Below are 19,503 nucleotides of genomic sequence, written 5' to 3' on the forward strand. Positions count from 1 at the left end.
TCATTGCCCAGCCTGGTGTGTCTGACCTTGTTGAGCGGGCCCCTACTCGTAATGCAACCTGCTAGTGCTACCGTCGAAGCCGCGTTTACCCCCGGGCAGGCGCAGACCCTGGTACTTGATTCGTTGGCGCAGTCCAGGAGTAGTATTGAGTTGGCTGCATACAGCTTTACCTCAAAACCGGTGGCGCTGGCTCTGGTGGATGCGCAGCAGCGTGGTGTCCAGGTACGCGTATTGGCAGACGATAAAGACAGCCGTGCTCCGTACAGTGCTGTGACTTTTCTGGCCAATCAAGGGGTCCCCGTTCGCTTGAACAGTAAATATGCTAAGCAGCATTCGAAATTTGTGGTGGTTGACGGGCGGACGGTCCAGACCGGTTCTGCGAACTACACAGCATCAGCGTTCAGTCGCAATGCCGAGAATGTGGTGGTGATCCGCGACGAAACAGCTGTGGCGCGCGCCTACCAGCAGGAATTTGAACGCCTTTGGGCTGAAGGCACACCGCTAAATTCGAATTACTGATCCTTTCTTCAAGCCATCAGATCTGCAGAACATCATTGCTCATGCGCCAACATGAGTCGCAGATCACGATCATTTGCTGCTAACTGTCGGAAACTGTAGTAGTCTTTGCCTAATCGATCCTTTTTAGATCCTTGGGGAGGCGGAGATGTCACAGGCGATAGGTATTGTTACTCCTTCATCGAATGCAAAACGTGTGTATCGTAAAGGTAACCCTTTGAGTCCTGCAGAAAAGCAGCAAGCATCCGTAGCTAGAAAGAAATCAACCCATAAAGAAGTTAAGATATTTGTACGGAAGCCACTGAAGGATCATTTGATCGATCTATGTGAAGAGTATGGGTTGACTCAAGCTGAGTTGATCGAACGCTTGATAGAACGTGAAGTGGAACGCAAAGAATGTTTGGTAATGGGGTGACCTTCTTGATCGTTGGTTCACTCAGTGCTAATGTGCTGATCGTTTAAATATTTTTAGGTTGGCCACGCCAGTATGGTGGCAGGGACAGAAGACGTTGAGCAAGTTCTCCGGATTCTGAAAAGCAAAAACCCCGATAATCTTCTCTAACTTGGCGGTCGGAAAGATTAACGGGGCTCACTCAAAACTGTATAGAAGCGTTGCTCTATGCAGGGAGTATAGAATTGTGCCAAAAAAAATTCAACTCCTATCGTGCAGCATAAGCGCAGGGCTATTTGACTAGCCTGAATTACGCGTCTGATGCTCCGATAATCGAACCCAATCGTACCCGCCGCGGGGAGGCTAATGCCTTACGCAAAGGGACGTCTAAAATCCATCGCCGCTATCAGCCAGGGCTGAGATGTGCCGTACCGCGTGGCATGGCGTCGAAAGTGGTCGCCCGTGTCAGCAGTCACAATTGGCATCGCAACCCCGACCTGGTCGAGCTGCGTCAAAATGGGTATGTTCCGTATACCAAACGCAACGATCCCTATTACGTTCCCAAACCGATGCGCGTTCACGCACGTTCCGAGGCCTGTGAGGCGCTGACGGCTCTGTCACAGGTGATGGCGGCCAACTGCGACTTTAACCCGGACAGCGACTATCCTTTCGAAATCATGGCTCCGATGGAGCAATTGGCGCATTACATGGGTGTCTTGCATGTCTACGACAGTGGGCGCAAAGCCTATGATGTGGCGCTTAATGCACTGTCGGTGATGGAACAGCTGCAGTACGCGATCGTCCTGCATGGCAAAGATACCGACAGTGGGCAGAACAAGCCGTTGCGTGTCTGGCTCAGTGAAAGATTCTTCACTAGCCGTGGTATTGCCGTCGATGAAATCCGTCAGTGGCTCGGCCAATTCCGTACCTGGGCGATCAAGAACGGCCTGACGGAAACGTTGCGCACCAAATATGAGCGCCATTTACTGCGTATCGAGCACATTGGTATCGATATCAAGAACCGTCACTCCTTGCGTAACCGGCTCAAGCAGATCCGACGTTGGGTGGTCAACCCGGATTTGGCTCGCAAGAAAGAGCAGGTGGTTGGCCAGCTCGAAGATGCTCTCGATACGCTTGAGCAAGGTGATCGTCTCGATCTGCTCCTGGACGGTCTACAGAGCAAAATCAAAGCTGATGGCAAAGGCCACAAAAAGGCCCAGAACCTGATGTATCAAGCTTATGTCGCCTGGTCGAACAAAACCATGCGTCACGAGGTCGTGCAGCTGGAAATGGCGCTCCAGCGCGATAATCCGGGGCTGCTTCACAGCGATCCGGAAGCCTATTATCAACGACTGCTGGAACGCGCCGGCAAACTCTAGTCACCAAAAACCCAGACTGAAAAAACCGTGTCCAGCCCGACGCGGGTTTTGTGCTGCCTGGCGTTCAGGAATTGCTGTTTTTGCAAGGGATGTGGGCGCCGGTGATGGCGAAAATGAGGCGGGTTGGCCATCCTCTTCCGGATCCAGATATTCGGGAGCGTTAACAACAGCAGTTAATTTCGAAGAAGACAGTTAATTTCGAACCATAACGTACTGATATCCTTATTTTCGAACGTTAATCCATAACAAAATAAGCCTTTTAAAAAAGGGGATGTCATCGCGCTCAACAGCGCTCGATGATACCTCCTTCGCTTTGCTCAGGCAGAACACCCCTGGAAAATCAAATACCGAGCAAACACGCAGCTCTTGTAACAAGAACCCCACCGGCTACGCCGGTAAAGTAGCTCCCGCTAAAGCGGGCCATGTCGCTGAGTCTAATTGCTCGATAACAGTAAACCATTGTGGTCAAAACACATCGTCGCCAGCCTCGGCTACAAACAACTCCCCACCCACTGCAAAGCCGCCGCCGCCCCGGCCAAAGGCCGGGAACAGCAGTGGCTTTGAAATGGGTGTTGTAACTAATAATCGAGTGGCTGAAGGAAGTGTTGCGGGAGCTTTAGATTACACGCTCGTAAGCGGCCCTAAAGGCCCGCTAACGCGGAGATACGCCCCGGCGGCGGCTACGCCTTGCCGTGCCCACTCCGACCGCGCAAAAAGAGTTTAGTGGAGCTATTAGTGGGTTTGGCTCTACAGGGCGAGGGGTAGTATAGGTGAAACCTATCAAACCGGAACCGGCTACGCCGGGCTATCGGCGCCAATTATCAGCAGAGTTATAGGTAATACCTGCTGGCGCCTTCATGCCGCTATGCGGCATTCAGAAGACCGGCTGCGCACTGCTCGCCAGTCCGGATTGTACGTTATATAAACGACTGTGCTTATAAACACTTGTGTGATATACCCGTAAAATAAGCATCATTAAAAGGGACATATTAATGAATGATTTTTATACAAAAATGATTTCGCTGTCAGACATTCCATTTTTCATGAGTGAATGTGAAGACAGCGCAAGAAATGGACATTTACATCAGGAGCTCCTGATACCGAAAAGTAACAAGATTTTTGAAAAACAGATCCGCCAAGTCATTCAAATGAATGATTCTGGCCAGTACACCGGTCATACCATTCTCATGCTGCTCCGCAAATCGGATGACAGTAAAGTGGGTTTCTTATGGCTATGCGCAGCGCAGGATTTGGCTGGCAGACCATGTACCGAAATCCGGATAATCAACATCACAAAATCAATGCGGGGTAAAGCATGTGGTACCCGACTGCTTTCCATCGCACTCGATGAATATCGTTCTCATATCGTAACGGCCAAGTGTTATCCGGGATCAGTCCAGATGGCAGGGATGCTTAAGCGGCGAGGCTTTGACGTTATGGGAACGTCTGAAAGAGGCTCTGAGTTTCTTTGCCTGGAGTCAGAATAAACGACGGACGATCGCCACAATGTTACTAAGGGACTACATGGGGTCAGTTTGGACATCGGAAATTTGACCCTACCCCAACATCCTGCTCCATTCAGAAACAGAATTCCGGCATGATAAACACTCCCCTGAGTGGAGGTTGTGCCGATGAAAAAGTCACGATTCACCGAAGAACAGATTGTCTTTGCCCTGAAACAGGCCGAGCTGGGTACATCGGTGCCTGAAGTCTGCCGTAAACTGGGTATCTCTGATGCCACCTTTTACACGTGGCGTAAAAAATACGGCGGGATTTCCCCTTCAGAGCTGAAGCACATGCGGCAGCTCGAAGAAGAAAATCTCAGGCTGAAGAGGCTGGTTGCTGATCTGAGCCTCGACAAGGCGATGTTGCAGGATGGGCTCTGTCGCGTTAAGGCGGCGTCAGGTAATATGCTGTTTTTTTTGTAATGTTGCCTATTAATGTCTCTGATCAGGAATGCCTTTAAACGCTTGCATTATCCCATCGATATCATCGCGCAATGTGTTCGTTGGTATCTGGCTTATGCCCTTAGCTTGCGCAATCTCGAGGAAATGATGGCTGAACGCGGCATTGCTGTTGACCATGCCACACTGCATCGCTGGGTTATCCGTCTGGTGCCGTTGTTGGACAAGGCATTCCGCCGGCATAAACGTTCGGTGGGTCGTCGATGGCGAATGGATGAAACTTACATCAAAATGAACGGGCAGTGGAAGTATCTGGGGTCTGAAGCCCAACCGTACGAAAACGTACGCTAAGTATGTTTTTTAACCAAATTGGTGCTTTCGCTGCCATGACTAGAGAAAATTATAAAGGCCATTCATCGCTCTCTTCCGCTTGCTTAAGTGGCCTTAGCTGTCCTTTTGTTACCTGCTCTGCCAGCGTGAATGTATAGTGACCCAGCATATTGATGTGCGCATGCCGCAGTGGTGACAGCCGGGACTCATCGTCTTCATTAATGGCTTCGCCCTCATCACGCAAATGTGCCAGTGCGGCCTGCATATAAATGGTGTTCCAGAGCACGACGGCATTGGTCACCAACCCCAGAGCACCCAGTTGCTCCTCTTGCCCATCCTGATAGCGCTTTCTGATCTCGCCTTTCTGCCCGTGACAAATGGCTCTGGCGACGGCATGTCTGCTTTCTCCCCGGTTAAGCTGGGTCAGGATGCGACGTCGGTAATCCTCATCATCAATATAATTCAGCAGGTACAGTGTCTTATTTATTTTCCCGGCTTCGATAATAGCCTGTGTTAATCCTGAAGGGCGATCGCTGCTCAGCAACGAACGAATCAAAACTGACGCCCGAATTGTCCCCAACGTCAGGGAACCAGCCATGCGCATCATGTCATCCCAGTGCTGCTCTATCTTCCGGGCATTCGCAGCATTGCGGGCGATATCATTCAGCACGCCATAATCTGCATCTTTATCCACACGCCAGAATACAGAGGCTCCCGCATCAGCCAGACGGGGAGAAAACTGATAGCCCAGCAACCAGAAAAGACCGAAGATCAGATCACTGGAACCGGCCGTATCTGTCATTATCTCAGTCGGGTTTAGTCCGGTTTGCTGCTCCAGTAACCCTTCCAGTACAAATATGGAATCCCTTAGCGTGCCTGGAACGACAACGCCATGAAATCCGGAGTACTGATCTGAAATGAAGTTGTACCAGGTGATCCCACGGCTGGAACCAAAATATTTTCGATTGGGGCCTGCATGTACCGTTCGTACCGGGGCAATAAATCTCATGCCGTCAGCAGAGGCCACCTCACCACCGCCCCATTTCTGAGCCAGAGGCAGGGTAGACTGATAATCAACCAGCCTGGCGTTTGCCTTTACCAGCGTTTCGGCCCTGAGATAATTTTGTTTGGTCCAACTAAGACGATAACGAGTCAGCGCAGGAATATTGGGTCGAATAAAGGGCTCCATACCAATATTACAGGCCTCAGCCAGCAATACTGCACAGATACTGACGGTCAGGTCATCCATACGTGCGCCCGCCTCGCTTGCATGGGTAAATTCATCTGCAAATCCTGTATGCGCGTTAATCTCAAGAAGGAGTTCTGTCAGATCGACAATTGGCAGCAGGTCAGATATACGTTTCGAGAGTAGCTTCAGCGTCGGTGGCTCATCCAGTCCATTCAGATGAGCAATGGTCAGCTTCGTGCGTTTACCGGTGAAATCCAGTGAAACTGCCTGATTATCGGCAAAGTTTTTAGCGACCTGTCGGTACACCGTGTCAAGCTGCCGGGTCAGCGCATTGACGGCCTCTACAGCGTTGAGAGGATGCCCAAGGGAGCGATATACCTGCACTCTGTTGGTGTGCCAATCCTGACCCTGGAGAAGTTTAGCCCTCGGATCTCCCCAGCGCTCGCTCCGTGCGACGTAAATATCCCGACGTCGCAGACTGTCCTGTAACTTATTCATAACACAAAGGGTATAGCCCTGTCGGGATAAATGGCCATCTTTGCCATAGCAAAGTCGTTTCCAGGGGCCGGTAATTATCGCCATTGGCGCATCATCAATATGCTGCCTCCGGGTTGACCTGATCGCCGCAAGGTAGCGTATAGCCTCCAGCGTTATTTCACCTGCCGGCGCGGCGCTGAATTCAATATTTTCCAGCAAACAGGGAAGAAAGCGGCGGACTCTCCCATACTGTTCCACCATTTCATCGTAAAAACTGCTGTCAGAAGGTCGGGCGATGGCGTTTATAAATGCGATGGTATCGGCCAGCCTGGCCGGAGGAAATTTCCCGAATATCGTCGAGCGGAGCAACTCGCTGTCAACATTTTCATCCAGGAGCACCGAGCAGATATGTGCCAGCTCTAAAGCTGACTTATCAAGATCTTTCAGTGTCCGCAGTCGTTTTTTCTGCCCAATTTTTTTCGCCTCCCGGCCGATATCAGCGATAACCCCATCCAGAACGTCCAGCGCGTCATCCAGTGCCGATATTTCACAGGAACGGACAAAGGCAACCAGCATCGCTGTTCGTCTTGCGGGCGGCATCCGGGCTATTTTGTACACTGAAATCATATCAGCATACCGGGCGAGTGCATTGAAACGCACCGGAGGAATACCGGTGAAGTCGAGATCCTGCATGCCAAATGCTTTCAGTTTCAGGTAGCGCGAAACGGCCTGATTAAATGCTGGGCCGCTGATGGCAACAGGACCTTTTCTTAACTGATCAAACCGTGAGGTGCGTACTCCGTCAGGCACCTGTAACAATTCTTCAAGTAATGAGCACTGTTCACTTGATGCCAGTCCGGACAGACGTGACCAGAGCCTGTCTGCTGATTTTTCACGTATTTCGGATATCAGACGGGTCAGAGTGGTGACGCCCGGCAACAGTATTTTATTTTGCAGAAGCCAACTGGTAGCCAGATCGAAAAGCAGACCCGGTCGTTCGTTGCTGAGCCAGCTGCGGGTGAACAGTAACCGGCTCAATCTGAAAGTCCACGGCCACGAAAAATCACGATAGCCATACTGACGACGGATCAGTGCCTGATGTTCACGCAGCGTGGTTTCTCTTCTGGAGTAGTCGGACAGAACGCCCGTATCGGATATTCCCAGCTGTCGGGCAACAAACCACAGTACGTTGGTCGGGATCGCTGACAAGTCATAAGGCCATGTGCCAAGAAATCGAACGCTGCCAATCAGCAATGCCACTGCCAGACGGTTTGCCCTTCCGCGCCGGTTGTTAATGAAATCCATATCCACCTCGTCCAGCAGAAAGAAACGAGCAAGCTGAATGTCATTAGGCTCACCAGAGAACTGACCATAACTGGCACGTTGTTCTGCGTTTAAAAAATCTGCTGGCAAAAGTGCCTCCCTGGCTACGGATCACATACGAATACATAAAAATGAGATGTTAATCAGACTGTTTCAGATATTGATACAGCGTTTCACGGCTAATACCAAACTCGCGAGCAAGCTGGGCTTTTTTCTCACCCTCTGTTGCTCGCCGTCGAACTTCAATTTGTTGTTCTGAGGACAGTGATTTTTTCCGTCCACGGTAAGCTCCACGCAGCTTGGCTAAAGCGATCCCTTCACGCTGACGTTCATGGATTAAAGAACGTTCGAACTCGGCAAAAGCCCCCATCACTGAGAGCATCAGGTTTGCCATGGGTGAATCTTCGCCAGTGAATGTCAGGCATTCTTTAACAAATTCGATACGCACTCCCTTATGGGTAAGCTTTTGTACTAGACGGCGCAAATCATCCAGGTTACGAGCCAGCCTGTCCATACTATGAACCACCACGATGTCTCCATCACGCACGAATGACAACAGTGAATCCAGCTCTGGCCGCTGAGTATCTTTACCCGATGCTTTATCGACGAAGACTTTATCCACCTGAGTCTGATCCAGTTGCCGTTCTGGGTTCTGGTCAAAGCTGCTTACCCGGATATAGCCAATACGTTGACCTTTCATACGCCTCCAATACTGAATGTGTCAGAAAAGAATCTATGACCTTTAATTACGAGTGTCAACAAATATGCATAGCCACTTTATTCTGACAGTTTTTCATCATCCGGCCTGACGTCAGGTTAGGGTATAGCTTATATTGACATTAATTTCACTTTACAAACGTTTATGATTTATGTGATTATAAAATTCACAAACATTACTAAATAAGGGCAATAATGAAAATCCCAACACATCTTAAGCACAAACCCATTTTGGAAGTCCCAAATTACGACAAAATTGATGGACCTTATGTCGATGATACCGACGCTATGGGCTTGTCCATTGGTATTGCTCAATGGAATACTGCGGGTTGGACAGAACTGTCGGCCAAGGTCTGGCGAAACCCAGGGGATAAATGGTCTCGTCAATCAGAAGAGTTACCACTTCACCGAGTTATAGATTTAGCATCATTGATCTGCATTGCAATGGATTACTGTCATAATAATAATAACCTTACATCTACGGATGATTTTCCGGTACATCGTTCAACAGATAATCCGGATCTGAAGCATCATATAGAATTAATGAAAAAAGAGATTAAAGAAAGCATGGAGTATTTAGATAATAGTTTGAAACGTTTGTCTTCAGAATTGAAAAAAATCGGCTACTAAGTGATAAATATACATACTCATTAACTAAATTATAAGAGCCATTATTATGCTATCAAAATCATTAAACCCTCGACCGATTGTATTGTTAGACATTTGTAGTATTTCCTATATTAAAGACCGTAATATGATCCCTCTCCGTGAAGACAAGAGGAAGAAAGAGCGACTTGAACAGTTAAGTCAATTAATTGAAAGTCGTAAATATCGTTTTTCCTTTCTATTAGCTATATTAGAAAAGGGAACAGACCACATCAATCCATTAAATACTGATGAAATGATTTTAGCTTTTAAGGATGACTATCAACAAATAGTCGATTTCATTGGTAATGATAATATTGTTGAGTCGATTGAAGCATTTGAAACTATGATCCCGATTCTGATGGATGAAGGTTACAGCAAAGCTGAGAGGGCTGAGCTATCTATCCCTGCAAGTATCTCATTACTCGAATTTTACAATAATCTTAAGATTTCTAAAACCCCTCCACCTGAAGAGCGCTTCAATTTGGCCTGTACAGTTGCAGAGGAAGGAGAACGATTAAAACTAGGCAAAGGGTATCCGACTATCACTATTTGTATCGCTTCAATTTATGGCTGCATAGATGCGAGAAATATTCTAAAAATCAAAGAGGATGGAAGTTGCTTCAATCCCAGTAATCGCTTAGGTGATATTATGTCCTTTTACCGGGTAGCTAATGCCCAATACCAGATTTCATCTAAAATGCCCTCTGCTCGAGTTGTTTTTCGGACTGAAGATGCTGGCCTTGAGGGTATGCATTCTTATCTGAAGACTCGAGTTCTTGGGGAAAGTGATGAAGGTACTTTGATGCATACAACATGTACATCCCCAGAGAAATTATTCCCCGCGCTCTATAAAAAAGGAGTTTGTGTTAATAACTGTGAACTGAATAAGTTATATGAACTCTTAAATTTAAAAATCTAAACACATCTTTTTTTGATAATTTCATTAAACCGAAACATCACGTTGGAAAGGTAATGCTTTAACTATGGGGAAACATATGTCGATTCATTAACTAGATTTATTGGAGAACGCTTTAGATAGTTTATCTGAAGCACTATCGAAATTTGAAGAAGGTGAACATGGTGATCCTAAATCGTATAAATTTGCTGTACTTCACTTGGCCCATTTCATCGAGCTAATTTTTAAACATCATGTTGCATCCAAACATGAATTATTGATTTATAAAGAACCATTTTCACCAAAATTAAATAAAGAAAAAACAATTGGGCTTTGGGAGTGTATTAATTTTATTAACAATGAAAATTCCAACACGATATCCTCTGATTTAAGAAAAGATCTGGATTGGGTTAAAAAGCTTAGAAATAATATAGAACATCACAAGTTTACTATGGATGTAGCAGAGGTTAGAGTTACATTAGGGCGTTTGTTTAGGTCAGTAATGGAATTTCTGAATGAGCATACTGAAATTGATGTAAAGAAGTATATACCGCCACATATGAAAAAGTCTTTTGAAATATTATCAGATGAGTATGCATTTTCAGTTCAGACAGCAATAAAGAAAGCAAATGAAATAGAAAATGAAAATCCTGTAGATTGCATGGACCCTGATGCCGAATCCATTCGTTTCGATTGCCCTGAATGTGGTCATTATACATTAGTAATTAATAATGAATCATCTACGGGTTATGGTTGTACGTTTTGTGATAATGAAGAAAGTGACGAATTACCTGGATGCTGTGATATATGTGTTACTCCTGCAACTCGGGGAGAACTTGATTATTGGCCTACAGAAGATGGTAGTGTCGAAGCCCGGTGTTACTATTGCTCAGGAAAATACCATGCAGATAAAGATGATTAATTGAAGCGTTAGAGAGAACAATTATGGTATTCCAGCCATGCTAACGCCAGTAACTCAGAAGTTTGAACAATTGTGTCCATATGCAGCGAAAGCAACTGTTTGTGAACCCTCCCTTGGTTAGAATTGCTCAAAAAACATACTTAGCGTACGTTTTCGTACGGTTGGGCTTCAGACCCCTATCTGTACCGGGCTGTTGACACATCAGGCCAGACAATCGACTTTCTGCTCACTGCCAAACGTGATGCCGCCGCCGCATTGCGCTTCTTCCGCAAGGCCATACGTCATCACGGCGAACCCGAGGGGGTCACTATCGATAAAAGTGGGGCCAACACAGCGGCTTTGGCCACGCTCAACGCCGACAAACCCGATGAGGAAACGATTACAGTGAGGCAAAGTAAGTACCTAAACAATCTGGTTGAGCAAGATCACCGCAATATCAAACGCCGGATAAGACCGATGCTGGGATTCAAATCGTTTCGACGGGCACAGGGGCTTTTGGCGGGCATCGAATTGATCCACATGATACGCAAAGGACAATATCAGCATCCGGAAAGTGAGGTATTGTCACCTGCGGAACAATTTTATCTGTTGGCTGCCTAAATAATCGGCAACACCCACTTTGGCTGGCCTGTGCCCGTTAATGCGACAGAACCGCTTGCGCAATCTCGAGGAAATGATGGCTGAACGCGGCATTGCTGTTGACCATGCCACACTGCATCGCTGGGTTATCCGTCTGGTGCCGTTGTTGGACAAGGCATTCCGCCGCCCCATTCCCAGTCGAAACGCAACAAAACGGTAGGGCATTATGCCGCCTGTAAGTGCGTTAAAAATACCTCATTCGGAGAGCGATAGCCCAGACATTTTCTCCCTCGCGTATTGAGCAGGTGTTCGAGTGCTGCGACCTTGCGATGGGTGACCTGATTGAAGTCTGTTCCTTTCGGGTAAAACCGCCGTATCAGCCCGTTAGTGTGCTCATTCAATCCACGCTCCCAGGAATGATAAGGCCGGGCAAAGTAGACCGTGGCTCCCGTTATTTTCGTTATTTCCTCGTGCTGCGAAAACTCAGGGCCGTTATCGGCGGTCAGGGTTTTAAACTCGCAGAAAGTATTGGCGACGATGTCCCTGAACGCGGCGACCACCGTCTCTGCACGCTTGTTGGGCAGTTTGCGAATGATGACCAGCTTGACGGCTTTATCGACCACGGTCAGTAGGAATGACTTCTGGTCTTTGCCAAAAATGGTATCAATTTCAAAGTGTCCGGGCTGTTGTTTGAGGTCCGCTTCGGCAGGCCGGTGCTCAATGCCAACGCGGTTGGGAATAGGACCACGGTTGGCCTGGTCGGTCTGATAGTTATACCGCTTACCCCGATGGGGGAGCTGTTGATACAGGTCTCCGCCGGCCTGGCGCTCCTGCTGGATATAGCGATAGAGCGAGTTCTTGCTGACCGATAAACCCAATTCCAGGAACAGGCGTCCACTGATGACTTCAGGTGAAGTGTGGGTAGATAGCGCATGCCTGATAAATTCTTGAATGTGCGGTTCAAACTGGTTAACCACGTTATCCGGACGTGCTTTCTGACGCCGTCCTCTGGCCAGTTTTTCTGCCCTTCTGCAGGAATAAACGCCGTTGAAAGCGGCGTCGGTATTGCGTCTGAGTTCCCGGCTGATGGTAGAGCGCGGAAGCTGGAGCTCCCTGGCAATGGTGGCCTGATTAACCCCATCATCACGACGTTTTTCGATGTAGAACCGCTCTTTCTGAGTCAGATGTTTTCCCTGCATGCAAAGGGATCTCCAGTAGGGCCAGAACGGTGATTTTATCCGGGTCTAGCCAGTGGGTCACTTTGTTGCATTTCAACTGGGAATGGGGCGATTGTTCAGGTACTTACTCTGCCTCACTGTAATCGTTTCCTCATCGGGTTTGTCGACGTTGAGCGTGGCCAAAGCCGCTGTGTTGGCCCCACTTTTATCGATAGTGACCACCTCAGGTTCGCCATGATGACGTATGGCCTTGCGGAAGAAGCGCAATGCGGCGGCGGCATCCCGTTTGGCAGTGAGCAGAAAGTCGATTGTCTGGCCTGATGTGTCAACAGCCCGGTACATATACTTCCACTGACAGTTGATTTTGATGTAGGTTTCATCCATTGGCCATCGACGCCCCACCGAACGTTTATGCCGGCGGAAGGCCTTGTCCAACAGCGGCACCAGACGGATAACCCAGCGATGCAGTGTGGCATGGTCAACAGCAATGCCGCGTTCAGCCATCATTTTCTCGAGATTGCGCAAGCTAAGGGCATAAGCCAGATACCAACGAACACATTGCGCGATGATATCGATGGGATAATGCAAGCGTTTAAAGGCATTTCTGATCAGAGACATTAATAGGCAACATTACAAAAAAACAGCATATTACCTGACGCCGCCTTAACGCGACAGAGCCTCGGCAGGATGCCAAACCCTGATCGGAGGCATGCCAAACCGTGATCGATTCAGACGCCATTTTGCACAAGAACCCTCAATATGCCAAGAGGCCCAACAGGCCTGCAGTTGGAATTATCCAAACAACATCCAATTTAAATTTGAGAAGAGTAAATAGCGTAGTTCCAAAAATCATTACCGAGACCCCGGTGTAAGGAGCCGTTGCTCCAACAGCCACTACCGCTGAGACAATCATTCCGATCACTGCTGGTCTAACTCCTTTCAATACTGCTTTAATTGCCAATGACGTTTTAATCTTGTTCAAATAGGAAGTAGCGATGACCATCAATAAGGCTGGAGGTAAAAAGATCCCCACGGTTGCGGCCATAGCGCCCCATACTCCGGCAAGCTTATATCCGATGAAAACGGTGCTTAATACAATCGGTCCGGGCATTATTTGACTCATAGCAATTGCATCCACGAATTCTTGTTGAGTCAGCCAGCCATTCGTTTCAACTACGGTTTGATGAATCAGAGGAATGAATGCGTACGCCCCCCCAAACAAAAGCAGACTCATCCCGGCAAATGTTAAAAATAGCTTGGCAGTGAGAGTTCCAGCGAGGAAGGGAACAGAGAGCAGAGAAGCAACAGCGATCCCTTTAAGAGAAATCTTCTCTGGGGAAACTGAAGGACATTCAAAGGTGTCTTGGGATAGAGGCGTTCGGAACAACCATATACCGGACACACCTGATCCCACTATAACCAATATGGACATCCAGAAGCTCCCTTCTGAAATCATCAATGCCGCTGCAATCACAGTCAGAATAGCTTCCTTTCGTCCGAGGATCGCTTTCTTCCCCATATTCAACGCGGCCACTAGAATAATTGCAGCAACAGCCGGAATGCAGCCCATAAACAGTTTTGATACTGTAGGGATACTTCCATAGCTAAGATAAGCCCAGGTCAAGATAAGCATCAAGAAAAACGATGGTAGGATGATCCCCAGCATAGAAACAAGGACTCCAGTACCTCCTCGTAGTCGATACCCGACATAAACTACCGTATTCACAGCCACCGCTCCCATCAATACCGTTGCTAGGGAAAGTCCATCCAAGAACTCTTCGGATTTCATCCATTTTCGACGTTCCACTACTTGATTTTCCACGACCGCGATCAGAGCCATGAAGCCCCCGAAAGCGGTACTTCCAATCCGTAAGAACACGCAGAACAACGACCAGAGAGAGGGTTTTTCACTCATGGCAGATCACCCAGGCTATTCAAGATATCAAGGTTGGAAGGTGCAAGGACGATAAAACTGGGGTTCAGCAAGTTCGACTTGTTATAAACCAGAGGTGCACGGTTTAAATCCCACACGACGCCACCGGCACCCAGTACGACAGCATGAGCTGCAGCCGTGTCCCATTCCATGGTGGGTGCAAAACGTGGATAGAAATGAGCGGCGCCTTCTGCGACCAGGCACAGTTTGAGAGAACTTCCCATGCTCAGACATTCGCAATTTCCTAATTTTTGGAGCAACGAAACGGTTTTTTCATCACTGTGCGAACGACTAGCTACGACTTTGATGGAATTCCCCTCGCCTTGGATCTGAACTTGTATAAGCTTTGGAGCCCCATGACCGACCTGCTTAAAGGAGCCTAACCCCTCTAATGAGAAATAGCATATGTCCAACACGGGGGCATACACCACGCCCAGAATAGGTACTTTATTTTGAATCAACGCAATGTTAACGGTAAATTCTCCGTTTTTTTTCACAAATTCTTTCGTACCGTCCAAAGGATCAATCAACCAATAGCTATCCCAAAATTGGCGTTCCTCAAAATCCTGTTTAGGTGCTTCTTCGGACAGGATCGGGAGGTTGGGATATATTTCTTTGAGTCTGTCCACAATTATTTGATGGGCTGCAATATCCGCCAATGTAAGTGGCGAGTCGTCTTCCTTTGTTGTCACTCCTAAATCGCCTTTTTGATAGATATTAAGAATGGCGGCTCCTGCTTCTTTAGCAATTTCAATCACAGACTCCAACATAAAACGCTCTTTGCTTCGACTAGTCATTCTGTGTTCCTTATGCTCTATCAGGGGATTACATTGAGCTACATTTTTTTAAACGGAGGCTTGCCGTGCTTTAATTTCTTTAATCAAAGAGGCTTGAGTCTCCCGGCGTTTCTTGTCTTCGGGATCTACTTTTTCATTAGATTCCGTCTTCAATCGTTCATTTTCCATACTGAACTCTTGGATGTCTTTCGTGGAAAAAATCTTCGTCTCTCCAATAGAGGAATGGAAACGCGGATAACCCAATTCATCTAAGATATCCCCGGCTACTAATTCGAACAGGCGAATGTCTTCGGCTGACATTTTTTCCAAAAACTTGTTGAAGTTATTTGTCATAAGAGGTTTGGCTACATTTTCCCAAAGCACACTTTTTTGAGAAACGGATTGTGCGTCCTTGGATTTTTCAGACTCTAACATGGATGGGGTGTAATCAATCTCCAGGAAATTACAGAGGCCTTTAATGGTTGTATCCGCTTCGCTTGTAAGCTTTTCATAGCTCACTCCGTAGAATCGGGAAGGTTCTATCAATTTACGTTGAGCGAGAGCCAAACGTTGATCGGAGGCCCAACCTTGAGCTATATGATAGATATGTTTTTCTCCCACAATCGCTTTTGTGAAAGACAGCGCTACGTCCCGACCATCGCGATACAAATGAATATACCGGGCCTCCTTGCCAAAACAGGTTTCAATTTCATTTAAATAATTGACATTAGCTAAACTCTTACAGCACCAACTTGATGCATGATTTACTTTCGCACTGAGATCATAAATGGCTCCACAAACAGAAACCAAGGTGCGGTTTTTGCAGCGTGCTTTAATATTGGCTCGATCAAGTACAACCCCTTCCCAGGGTTCGGGGTTGAGCTCGACCAAACGACAAGCATCGTCAATCATCAACTCAAAGTTAGAGTTTTTAGAAAGGTCTCCATATCCACTAACCAATGGCATGAGTCGATCGAGAATATGGGGAGGGTGAGGAGCAGATATCTCCGGTGATTGATTCATCATCAAACGAAGCAAGTTTGAGCCAGATCTTTGGGTTCCAATCATGAAAATTTTCATCACAAGTCCTTGATATAAATTTCGCTGTAAATGATAGTTTAAATATAAAAATTTTGACGCTAAAGAATAAAGATAAACTATCCTGACAATCAGTCTGCCCATGAGATTTATTCTCGTATTACAGGGCAGTGGTTTTATTTTTATCAGTACGCCTGATTTAATGTTGGTAATTGCAACCTTAACGTAGTTGTATACAAACTCGTATTTAATATCTTAAACATAAGTTTCCAACGCTGTGAGAAATGTCTTGATACCAACTACCATCATCAGTAACCCTAATATATTTGCGACGATGTGTGCTTTAATTTTGTTTGCCAACAAGCTGCCTATAATAACACCAGGCACTGATCCACACAGCAAATAGCCTACCATACTGAACTGGATAGCCCCCATACTAAGATAACCTATGCCAGCTACCAATGTGAGAGGAATTGCATGTGCTAAGTCTGTCCCAACCAAGGAAGCAATCCGCAAAGTTTTCGGATACAAGGTTCGTAAAAGGACGACCCCCAACGCGCCAGCTCCAATGGAAGTCAAAGTCACTAACCCCCCCAATATGGCCCCAAATAGGATTGTCAGATAGGGCTTTCTCACGCCGATATCTTCCTTTATCTGTAGGGGACGAGGATTGAATTTTAACCAGCCTACCATCTGAGTTCCAGCCAGAAAAATGATAGTACCCAGCAATGCCATGACGAAAAAGCTTTTTCCAGACGACGAATTTGTCATTCCCAAGTACAATAACACGAGTACTGATGCAGGAATGCTACCAGCCGCTAGCAGGCTGACCACTTTCCAGTTCACAGAATTGTGTTTGTGATGCATCGCAGTCCCTACGAGCTTTGTTCCACAGGCAAAGAACATATCCGAGCCTACCGCAGTTGAAGGGGGCTGACCAAACACAAATATCAAAAGCGGGGTCATAAGGGAACCGCCCCCGACTCCTGTAAGCCCTACCATAAAACCAACCAACACCCCGGCCATAATAAGTTCAGTGACGACACTCATCAGCTTTTACTCCTTAGTCGGTTGCAAAAAATCAGATCCCGCGTAGAGGTATCACATTTTTTTGTCAGAAAGCTGACGGCCAAATCTAGTGTGCTAGCCCAACATGGAGTACTTTTCGGGTTAAAAAAGGAAGTTTCAGTCATACTTACATTACCTTCCCTCTCCCGTTTCATTATATGGAGGTAACATGGTTTTATTGATATAGTACGATCTTTGTATATATTTTTAGTTGATGTTAAATCGAATTTATTGTGATATTTGAAATCATAAAATTTAAAAAAATCACCTTTTAAAAATTTATTAAAATTATGAAATAGCACATCATTCATACCTGCTTTTTTCATATGTGCCCAGCCTTCCTTAGGGTGGAAATTATAATTTCCGCAGACTCAACAACTGACATGTCAGTAGTATTGATGCGAAGTTCAGGCATTTCAGGTTTTTCATATGGGTCATCAATACCTGTCATTCCTTTGAGTTTACCATTGCGAGCTTTTGCATAAAGCCCTTTACAATCACGCTGCTCGCATATCTCTAGGCTGGTGTCCATATAAATTTCAAAAAAACTCACACCGTGACCCTCTGCAAAAGAGCGACAGGTTTGTCGTGTCTTTGCATAAGGGGATATAGAAGCGCAAATGGCGATGCCACCGGCTCGAGCTATTTCTGCAGCCACATAGCCAATCCGTTCAATATTGATATCACGGTCCATTTTGGAAAAACCAAGACCCTTAGACAAGTGTTGACGCACTACGTCACCATCGAGCAGGCTCACTGTGCGCCTTCCATTCTCAAGCAAACGAGCTGCAACTGTATTAGCCACGGTAGACTTACCTGCACCAGACAAGCCTGTAAAAAAGAGAACAAAACCTTGCTCGGATTTAGGTTTATACCTTTTTCGTAATTCAGCTACAACTTCAGGGGGGCTATACCACTCAGGAATATCTTCACCTGCTGTCAATTTTGCGCGGAATTGTGTACCAGATAGGCTCAAAACTGTCTGCCCTGGTAGCACTTCGGAGCTAGACACATAGCGCTGCTCAGAAGCGAGGTATAACATCTCTTCAAATGCTATCAATTGGATACCTATTTCAGCAGCATGCACCTGCACCAATTGTTGTGCGGCATATGGTTCATAGAAATCCTTGCCATTTTTATTTTTTCCTGGGCCAGCGTGGTCGCGACCCACGATGAAGTGCGTGGCACCGAAGTTTTTACGAATGAGTGCATGCCAGACTGCTTCACGTGGTCCCGCCATCCGCATGGCTAATGGTAGCAATGCCAACATGACAGAGTCGGCTGGATATGTTTGTAGTACTTCTCTGTAGCAACGCACACGGGTGTAGTGATCCACGTCACCCGCTTTTGTCAAACCAACAACAGGATGAAGCAACAGCCCTGCTTTTACTTGCTTCATTGCCCGCAACGTTAGTTCAACATGAGCGCGATGCATTGGATTACGAGTCTGGAAGGCGACCACATTTTTCCAACCACGGAGTGCAATTTCGGTTTTGACTTCCTTTGGCCCTAGGCGAAGTTCGGTAAAGTCATGATGGGTAACCGGTGTAACCGCATTTATAATCCCACCTAAATTGACGTTATTTTGACGCATTAGCACTTTTACGCCAGGATGTGCCTCATCGGTAGTGCCGAACACCCTCTCAGCTTCAACGATATGGTTCGGACGATAAATGCTGCTGACAGTCAGCACGGCCAAGATAATCCCTTCAGGAGTACGCAATGCGATCTTTATACCTTCAGACACAAATGCTGCAAAATCATCTGTGACGTCCAGAACAATAGGTATCGGCCATAACTCGCCAGACATGAGGCGCATATTGTGTACAACGTTCGTATAATTCTCTTCAGTGAGAAAACCGTTTAGCGGTGAGAAAGCTCCGTTTATTATGAGCTCCAGATCGCAAATTTGACGCGCTGTTAAGGTCCATGATCGCAAATCTGAAACAATCGCATTGTCTGTAATATTATTTAGAATCAATTGGTTACCTATTTTGCTGTGTGTTGTTTAAGTTACACTCTGGACTTCATACTCTTCTCGGTTAAGCTCATCACACATACTTTCTTGTTTCTATGTATCTTAGACTAGCAAAAATATTCAGTCATGAATGATTATTTTTGATTATCTCGCTTTCTACGTCAGCTATGATTTTTTGATCTTGACCCACCATCTCCAGACAGCTTTTGTATCTTAAGTCCCCCCATGTCAGGGTAGTTGTCGCCTCTAACTGAAACCATTC

15 protein-coding genes and 5 pseudogenes are annotated in these 19,503 nt (G+C 46.7%); 11 read left to right on the forward strand and 9 right to left on the reverse strand.

Going from position 1 to position 19,503, the window contains the following annotated elements; all coding sequences use genetic code 11:
* Positions 1-51: 51 nt before the first annotated feature.
* The 6 genes and pseudogenes from KGP21_RS29385 to KGP21_RS29410 form a co-directional block, all read left to right on the forward strand.
* Positions 52-519 (forward strand): phospholipase D family protein, encoded by a 468-nt coding sequence (locus KGP21_RS29385; protein WP_223538561.1) that lies wholly within the window; start codon positions 52-54, stop codon positions 517-519.
* Between the two features lie 145 nt (positions 520-664).
* Positions 665-931, forward strand: coding sequence for a replication regulatory protein RepA (locus KGP21_RS29390; protein WP_115160188.1), 267 nt, complete (start codon positions 665-667; stop codon positions 929-931).
* 272 nt (positions 932-1,203) lie between these two features.
* Entirely contained in the window at positions 1,204-2,286 is a 1,083-nt protein-coding gene (locus tag KGP21_RS29395; RefSeq protein ID WP_371822220.1) for a Replication protein, read from the forward strand.
* Between the two features lie 992 nt (positions 2,287-3,278).
* Positions 3,279-3,773: a GNAT family N-acetyltransferase gene (locus tag KGP21_RS29400; RefSeq protein WP_223499798.1), complete on the forward strand. Its 495-nt coding sequence runs from the start codon at positions 3,279-3,281 to the stop codon at positions 3,771-3,773.
* 144 nt (positions 3,774-3,917) lie between these two features.
* Positions 3,918-4,169 (forward strand): annotated as a pseudogene (locus KGP21_RS29405) (transposase); the annotation flags it as partial.
* A gap of 57 nt (positions 4,170-4,226) precedes the next feature.
* Positions 4,227-4,505 (forward strand): annotated as a pseudogene (locus KGP21_RS29410) (transposase); the annotation flags it as partial.
* Positions 4,506-4,590: 85 nt separating this feature from the next.
* Here KGP21_RS29410 and KGP21_RS29415 read toward each other — a convergent pair.
* A complete protein-coding gene (locus KGP21_RS29415; RefSeq protein ID WP_223538562.1) occupies positions 4,591-7,599 on the reverse strand; it encodes a Tn3 family transposase in 3,009 nt (1,002 codons plus the stop codon).
* Positions 7,600-7,648: 49 nt separating this feature from the next.
* Positions 7,649-8,209, reverse strand: a complete 561-nt coding sequence (locus KGP21_RS29420; RefSeq protein ID WP_223538563.1) for a recombinase family protein — start codon at positions 8,207-8,209, stop codon at positions 7,649-7,651.
* Positions 8,210-8,421: 212 nt separating this feature from the next.
* Here KGP21_RS29420 and KGP21_RS29425 point away from each other — a divergent pair, with 212 nt between their 5' ends.
* The 5 genes and pseudogenes from KGP21_RS29425 to KGP21_RS29445 all read left to right on the forward strand — a co-directional run.
* Positions 8,422-8,856 carry a DUF6530 family protein gene (locus KGP21_RS29425; RefSeq protein WP_223538564.1) on the forward strand — a complete coding sequence of 145 codons (435 nt, stop codon included), beginning with the start codon at positions 8,422-8,424 and terminating at the stop codon, positions 8,854-8,856.
* A 46-nt stretch (positions 8,857-8,902) separates the two neighbouring features.
* Positions 8,903-9,793, forward strand: coding sequence for a hypothetical protein (locus tag KGP21_RS29430; RefSeq protein WP_223538565.1), 891 nt, complete (start codon positions 8,903-8,905; stop codon positions 9,791-9,793).
* A gap of 100 nt (positions 9,794-9,893) precedes the next feature.
* Complete coding sequence (locus KGP21_RS29435; protein WP_223538566.1) at positions 9,894-10,691, forward strand: hypothetical protein; 798 nt, start codon at positions 9,894-9,896, stop codon at positions 10,689-10,691.
* A gap of 177 nt (positions 10,692-10,868) precedes the next feature.
* Positions 10,869-11,291 (forward strand): annotated as a pseudogene (locus KGP21_RS29440) (IS6 family transposase); the annotation flags it as partial.
* A gap of 55 nt (positions 11,292-11,346) precedes the next feature.
* Positions 11,347-11,457, forward strand: a pseudogene (locus KGP21_RS29445) (IS6 family transposase); the annotation flags it as partial.
* 37 nt (positions 11,458-11,494) lie between these two features.
* On the opposite strand, the gene KGP21_RS29450 reads toward KGP21_RS29445, so the two are convergent.
* The 7 genes and pseudogenes from KGP21_RS29450 to KGP21_RS29480 all read right to left on the reverse strand — a co-directional run bounded on the left by KGP21_RS29450 (position 11,495) and on the right by KGP21_RS29480 (position 19,244).
* The gene (locus KGP21_RS29450; RefSeq protein WP_223498416.1) at positions 11,495-12,469 is read right to left on the reverse strand and encodes an IS30 family transposase; all 975 of its coding nucleotides are present in this window, start codon (positions 12,467-12,469) and stop codon (positions 11,495-11,497) included.
* Between the two features lie 90 nt (positions 12,470-12,559).
* Positions 12,560-13,066 (reverse strand): annotated as a pseudogene (locus tag KGP21_RS29455) (IS6 family transposase); the annotation flags it as partial.
* A gap of 136 nt (positions 13,067-13,202) precedes the next feature.
* On the reverse strand, positions 13,203-14,363 hold the full coding sequence (gene chrA / locus KGP21_RS29460; protein WP_223498415.1) for a chromate efflux transporter: 1,161 nt from the start codon (positions 14,361-14,363) through the stop codon (positions 13,203-13,205).
* Entirely contained in the window at positions 14,360-15,178 is an 819-nt protein-coding gene (cysQ, locus tag KGP21_RS29465; protein WP_223538567.1) for a 3'(2'),5'-bisphosphate nucleotidase CysQ, read from the reverse strand. The genes chrA and cysQ overlap by 4 nt, the downstream gene beginning before the upstream one ends.
* Positions 15,179-15,226: 48 nt before the next feature.
* A complete protein-coding gene (locus KGP21_RS29470; RefSeq protein WP_223498414.1) occupies positions 15,227-16,237 on the reverse strand; it encodes a sulfotransferase in 1,011 nt (336 codons plus the stop codon).
* 213 nt (positions 16,238-16,450) lie between these two features.
* Positions 16,451-17,245: a sulfite exporter TauE/SafE family protein gene (locus KGP21_RS29475; protein ID WP_223498413.1), complete on the reverse strand. Its 795-nt coding sequence runs from the start codon at positions 17,243-17,245 to the stop codon at positions 16,451-16,453.
* Between the two features lie 340 nt (positions 17,246-17,585).
* Complete coding sequence (locus tag KGP21_RS29480) at positions 17,586-19,244, reverse strand: bifunctional sulfate adenylyltransferase/adenylylsulfate kinase (protein WP_223498412.1); 1,659 nt, start codon at positions 19,242-19,244, stop codon at positions 17,586-17,588.
* Between the last annotated feature and the right edge of the window lie 259 nt (positions 19,245-19,503).

Source organism: Serratia sp. JSRIV004 (genome assembly GCF_019968705.1).
Classification (GTDB): domain Bacteria; phylum Pseudomonadota; class Gammaproteobacteria; order Enterobacterales; family Enterobacteriaceae; genus Chania; species Chania fonticola_B.